Source organism: Achromobacter sp. 2789STDY5608621 (assembly GCF_001299375.1).
GTDB lineage: Bacteria > Pseudomonadota > Gammaproteobacteria > Burkholderiales > Burkholderiaceae_B > Achromobacter > Achromobacter insuavis.
This window is the reverse complement of record NZ_CYTU01000015.1, coordinates 117,750-124,173: the sequence shown is the minus strand read 5'-3', so window position 1 is coordinate 124,173 and position 6,424 is coordinate 117,750. Positions and strand designations below refer to the sequence as shown.

The window sequence follows — 6,424 nt, the reverse complement described above, 5'->3', positions numbered from 1 at the left end:
GGGGGGGCCCCGGGGGGCTGTATGTGCGCCCCCTCCCCGGCCCTCCCCCCTAGGGGGAGGGGGAGGAGACGTTGCTTCGCTTGTCTTGTTGGCTCGCTTCGCTTTGCCTTGCTTCGCTTTTTTTCTTGCTCTGTTTTTTCCTTTTTTTGTCTTGCTTTGCTTTTTTTATAGGTCTATCCAGGCTTGGGCTCGGGGGAAATATAGGGCGGCGCGGGCTTTGCGGCCGTCCAGGGCGGTTACCTGGGCGCAGTAGCGCAGGAGTTGGTCGCCGTGGCGTTGGCGCATGCGTTGGGCGAAGGCGGCGGGGGATTCGTGGGGTTGGGGGCGGCCGGTTTTGTAGTCGACGATGAGCCAGCCGTCTTCGGTGCTGAGGGCCAGGTCGATGACGGAGACTTTGCCGGCGGCGTCGATGAGGGGCCATTCGCGGCGGGCGCCGGATTGGGAGAGGAGCCAGAGGCCGCGGTCGTCGGCCAGGGTGGACTGGAGCGTGTCCAGGACGGCTTCGGCGGCGGCGTCGGCCTGGCTGGCGGGGATGCCGGCGCGGGTCAGCTGGCGGCGCATGGCGGGCAGGCGTTGGGCCAGGGCGTCCGCCGGCCAGGTCGTGACGCCGTCCTGGCCGATACGGGCCAGCCAGGCGTGGGCCAGGGTGCCGATGGCGGCGTCGTAGCCGGATTCGAGTTGCCAGGCGGGATGTTCGGCGCTGTCGCCCCAGGCGCCGCGCGCGGCGGCGGCGAAGCCGGGGCTGATGGCGACGTCGGCCTGCCGCGCCAGTTGCGCCAGGCCGTCGCGGTGCAGCCGGCGCAGCGGTTCGCCCTGCCATTCCGGCGCGTCGGCCACGGGCTCGGCCGTGTCGCCGTCGGCGGCCGGCGGCGTGGGCGTGGCCAGGCAGGGCCAGAGGCGGCCCAGCAGGCTGGCGGAGGATGGCGTCTTGGGCTGGCCGCTGGCCTCGTCGACGTTGACGTGGCCGACCAGGTGCAGGCGCTTGCGGGCGCGGGTGGCGGCGACGTACAGCAGGCGGTCGATCTCGTAGGAGGCGCGGCGGGCCTCGCGCGCGCCCAGATAGCGCGACACGGGATCGGCCTCGGTTTCGGCGCGCGGCTTGACCGGGCCGAACAGCACACGATTGCTGCTTTGCTCGAAGCGCACCAGCGGCGGCTGATCGCCGCGCGGCGCGCGATGCAGGCCATACAGGATCACCGTCTCGAACTGCAGGCCCTTGGACTTGTGCATGGTCATGATCTCGACCGCGGCTTCTTCGTCGGCGGCGTCGGGCGCGGCGAACAGGCGCGCGATGCCGGTGTCCAGCGCGGCCGCGTCGATGGCGCCGTGCGGCGCCAGGCGCTCGACCAGCTGGAACAGGCTTTCGGCGTCGTTGGCGACCGACGGGCCGCTGTAGAGCGCGGGCCCACCCAGGCGGCGCCACAGCGTCTCGACCCAGGCCGCGAACGGCATGGCGCCCGAGGCGTTGCGCGTATCCAGCAATATCGCGGCCACCTGCCGCAGGCGCGCGTATTCATCGGGACGCAGCAGGGCCTCGGCCGAACGCGGGGCGTCCGCGCCGCCGAACGAGGGTTCGCCCTCGCCCGCCGCGACCGGCGTCAAGACCGGATCAACGCGCGATGCTTCAGACGCCGCGTCGTCGAACAAGGCCCCTTGTGCCGGGTTCTCGGTGTCGTCGAACAAGGATCCCTGGCGCGCCGCGGGCGCGGTGGCCAAGGGCGCCGCCACGGCCTTCACCGGCGCCGGGCGCAACAGGCGCTCCAGCAGCACCGGCACCGGCGTCACATGGTCGGCGCCGAACAGGCGCTGCAACGACTCCAGCGTCAGGCCGCAGAACGGCGCGCGCAGCACCGACAGCCACGCCAGCCGGTCGCCCGGATGCGACAGCGCCCGCACCAACTGCACCAGGTCCGCCACCACCGGCCGCAGCGCCAGCGGCACCAGGTCCACCGCGCGGCAGCGGATGCCTTCCTGCGCCAGCCGGCGCGTCAGGTTACCCAGGTGGCTGCGGGCCCGCACCAGGATGGCGACCGGGTGCTTGCTACCCGCGTGTTCGGTCAGCGCCTGCCGCACCAGGCCGACGGCAATGTCCTCGGCCTGTTCCTCGGCCGGCGCGGCGCCGGCGCGCGACCAGGCGGGATGGAAGCGCACGGCCGGGTCCGGCAAGGCGCCGTGAAAGGCGGTGGACGGGCTGTACTTGATGGCGCCCGCGGCCGCGTCGCTGCGCTTGGGCAGCAATTGCGCGAACGACTGGTTGACCCAGTCGACGATGCCGGCCTGCGAGCGGAAATTGTCGGTCAGGTTGAGGAAACCCGGTTGCAGTTCGCCCACGCCCGTTTCCGCGACTTCGAGGAACAGCCCCACTTCCGCCTTGCGGAAACGGTAGATCGACTGCATCGGATCGCCCACCAGGAACAGGCTGCGGCCGTCGCCCTCCTGCCAGCCGGAGGTCAGCGTGCGCAACAGGTCCAGCTGCGTCTGGCTGGTGTCCTGGAACTCGTCGATCAGCAGGTGGCGGATGGACGCGTCGAGCTTGAGCAGCAGCTCGCCCGGATCGTCGGCGCTGCCCAGCGCCGAGGCGGCGCGCTGCGAGATCTCGATGAAGTCGACCTCGCCGGTGTCGGCGAAGCGCAGCCGCAACTGCGCCACCGCCAGCGCCAGCGTCATCAGCTGCGCGCCCAGCACTTCCCATTGCGCGTCGCTCAAGCGCGGCGCCGGAATGTCGCGCACCGCCGCCAGGCGCCGCACCCAGGGGGCATCGGCGTCGGCGCTTTCGAGCCAGGCGACGAACGGTTCCTTGTGCGCGCACTTGGCCGGAAAACCCAGGGTCTTGGTGACGGTCTTGCGCAGCGAACCGGTGCCGGTCAGCAGCAGGTGCGCGACGGCGCGCCACTGGTCCAGCACCTCGGCATCGGCCGGCAGCTCCTCGGTCCAGTCGAGCAAGGCGGCCAGCCGGTCGTCCTCGCCGCCGTCCTGCAATTGCGCCGCGGCCAGCCGCGCCGGGCCGGACAGCGCCTCGGCCCAGCCATAGGGCATGGCCTCGCACAGCGCGTCCAGGTCGTCGCCGATAGCCGCGGCCAGGGTTTCCTCCAGCGCCTCGCGGTCGGAACCATGGCGCAGCAGCGGCAGCCATTGATCGCGCTGGCCGAGCATGTCGGCGATGGCGTCCTTGGCCGCCTGCACGTCCACGTCCATGTGCTGCAGCAGGATGCGGACCGCGTCGTAGTCATCCGCCAGATCGAGCGTGGCGCGCGCCGCCGCTTCGTAATGGGCGCGGGCGTCGTCGGTGATCTCGGGCATGCCGCCCAGTTCGGACAGCCACGGCATGCTGCGGACCAGGCCGGCGCAGAACGAGTCGATGGTGCGGATCGCCAGCCGCGCCGGATGCTCCAGCAGGTGCCATTCCTGTTCGGCGTTGCGCGCCAGCGCGGCGCGCGCCAGTTCCCAGCTGCGGCGTTCGTGCGCGGCCTCGGGCGGCGCGTCCAGGCCACGGCGCAGCTTGCTCAGCACGCGCGCATGCATCTCCGAGGCAGCCTTGCGCGTGAAGGTGATGGCGACGATTTCCTCGGGGCGGTTGACGGTGGCCAGCAGCGCCAGGATGCGGTCGGTCAGCAGTTCCGTCTTGCCGGAGCCGGCGGGCGCCTGCACCAGAAAAGAGCGCGCGGGATCCAGCGCCGCCGCGCGCGCGGCATGGTCCTGGGGCTGGCGTTCTACATCGGCCATGGCTCAGGCGTCCTCGTCATCCAGGTGCAAGCGCAGGAAGGGCAGCGCGTCGCAGTATTTCAGGTCGTCGCGGCGGTAGGCGACATTGGCGGCATGGCCTGCCACGTATTCATCGGCCAGCGACTCGATCGCGGCGCGCCAGCGCTGGCGGATCTCGGGCCAGGACAGGCCGTCGAAGTACTTGCTTTCGGCGGCCAGCGTCACGCCCGCCATGCCCAGGTCCTCGTCGGCCAGGCCCTGCGCCGCCACCTGGCGCGCATGGATCTGGGCCAGCACCAGGCCGGCCACTTCGCCGCCGGCGGCATCGGCCAGCACCGAGGCGTAGAACGGCAGCTGCACGTTCACCGGACGGCTGCGCGACCAGTCGGGCTCGGGCTTGGCCGCGGCCACGCCGGTCTTGTAGTCGACGATGACGTTGCGGCCGTCGGTCAGCGTGTCGATGCGGTCCAGCCGCAGCTTCAGGTGCAGCGCGCCATGGCGCCATTCGTGGTTCTTCTCGACCTGCGCCACCGCGAACGGCAGCCGCTGGGCTTCCATGTCGAGCCACGACGCCAGCACCGTCAGCGCGCGGGCGCATTCCAGTTGCTTCAGCGCCGGCGCGTACTGCTGCAGTTCTTCCTCGGCGGCCTGCGCCACCGCCTGCTCCAGCAAGGCCGGCAAGCGGCCGCCGGCCAGCGTGTCGTGCAAGGCCTCCTGGTCGGGCAGCATGCCCCACACCAGTTCCAGCGCCTTGTGCAGGAACTGGCCGCGCACGTTCACCGTGGCCGCGTCGGCATAGGCCGCGAGTTCGCGCCCGCCGAGTCGGTGGCGCACGAACGCCCACAGGGGATTGCGCGCCTGCGTGTCCAATACATCCAACCCGCCGCCGCCCCGGTCGTCCGGCGCCAGCGGCGGGCCCTGCGCGTCGTCCAGCGTTTCCTGCGGCAAGGCGGCCACGGACGGCGCCAGCGCCGGCCGCCAATCGGTCAGGGCAGCGGCGGCAATCAATGGCGACGGCCGCAGCTCGCGCTCGCCGTCCATGTGCGCGTGGCTGACGATGACCTCCGGCGCGCAGCGGCACAGCGCCGCGTAGATGCCCTCGGCCCACTCGCGTTCGCGCTCGGGCGTGGCGCGCGGCGCCTTGGCCTGGCGCAGCACCGCCAGCGGCAGCAGCGGGTTCGGCTTGGGCGAGGCCGGCAGCACATCGTCGGTCAGCCCCAGCATCCAGACGCCATCCCAGAAACCGCCCTCGGCTTCCAGCAGGCCCAGCACGTCGAGCCGCGCCAACGGGTCGCGCTGCGGCTGGAACGCGGCCGAGCGCGCCACGCTCTGGAGCAGGTTGACCGCCGCCACGCCGCCCAGCTTGCCGGCGGCCGGCGCCAGCGCCGAGAAGCCGCCCAGCGCCTCGCCGAACGCGCCCAGCACCTGGTAGCCGACGCTGTCCAGCACGCCCTCGCCGGGAAAGCCGAGCGCCGTCAGCGCCGCTTTCATGCGCAGCATCCAGACATCGCTGGTGGCGCGCGCGCCCCCCTTCGTCCAGATCTCCATGGCCTGGTCCCAGGCCTGCGCCAGCGGCGGCAACTGCGACAGCTGCTTGCGCCATTCCATCGCGGACAGGTGGATCTGGCCGCGACGGCGCCAGCGCGCGTCCAGGGCGGCCAGGCGGGCGCGTTCGCTGACATCGCCCGCGCAGTGGCCCGCCAGCAGCGCGGCGCCCAGCACCTCGACGCCACAGCCCTTGCCCGCCGCGCATTCGGCCAGCGCGCGCAGCCACGCCAGCGCGGCGCGCGCCATCGGCCATTCATCCAGCGGACGGCCAACCGCCACGTTGAAGGCGAACGCCGGCGCGCCGTCGTGGCCCGCCAGCGCCTGGCTGAGGATGCGCCGCGCGAACGGCGATTCGGCTTCGAGCTGGGGCGAGACGATGGCGTAGCGGCCGGCGGGATGACGCTTCAGCTGACTGGCGGCCCACTCGGCCGCCGCGCGCCACTCGGCGCCCTGCTCCGGCGCCTCGTAGCGGCGCGGCTCGGCGGGCGCGCGCTGCGTGTCGCGCCATTGCGCGATCAGGCAGCCCTGTTCCTCGAACGCCCGCAGCAGCCGCTGGAAGCGCGGCGACATATCGGTGAAGCCGGCCAGCACCAGATGGCCGGGCACGGCCAGCCGGCCATCCTCGAGCGCCCGCAGCACGCGGGCATAGCCCTGGTTGGCGTCCTCGGCGTCGATGGCGGCCAGAACCTGGCGATAGCGTTCGCGCCAGCGCGCGAAACCGCGGTACTCGTCGGTGTCGGCGCCGGACGGCACGCGCAGCGCCCACTCGTCCATGAGCTGGTCCGCGTCCATCGACAGGCGCGCGGCCTGGCTCGCGTCCAGCAGCACACGCTCGGCCTCTTCGGCGCGGATGGCCTCGGTCCAGACCAGCTGGGTGGCGAAGCCGTCGAGCCGGTAGGCCGGCACGTCGTCATCGGTCTCGAACGCCAGTTCATTGGCGGATTCGGCCAGCCAGGCGGACAACGGCAGGATGCGCGGCAGTTCGCTGACCTGGCGCTCCTGGCGCAGCAACCCGGCCAGCTCGAGCGTGAGCCGGCGCGACAGGCGGTTGTTGACCGTCAGCACCAGCATGTCGGCGGCAGGCATGTCGCCGATGGCGGACAGGCTCAGGTCGGGGTAGGAAAGCGGGTCGTCCTGCATGGGCGGCGTCAAAACGCGGTACGGAAACGCGGTG

2 protein-coding genes are annotated in these 6,424 nt (G+C 72.1%); both read right to left on the bottom strand.

Annotation, left to right across the window (positions count from 1 at the left end):
• Window positions 1-165: 165 nt before the first annotated feature.
• On the bottom strand, window positions 166-3,723 hold the full coding sequence (locus tag AOZ53_RS16595) for a UvrD-helicase domain-containing protein (RefSeq protein WP_054488543.1): 3,558 nt from the start codon (window positions 3,721-3,723) through the stop codon (window positions 166-168).
• Between the two features lie 3 nt (window positions 3,724-3,726).
• Window positions 3,727-6,390 (bottom strand): PD-(D/E)XK nuclease family protein, encoded by a 2,664-nt coding sequence (locus tag AOZ53_RS16590; RefSeq protein WP_054488541.1) that lies wholly within the window; start codon window positions 6,388-6,390, stop codon window positions 3,727-3,729.
• Window positions 6,391-6,424 lie beyond the last annotated feature (34 nt).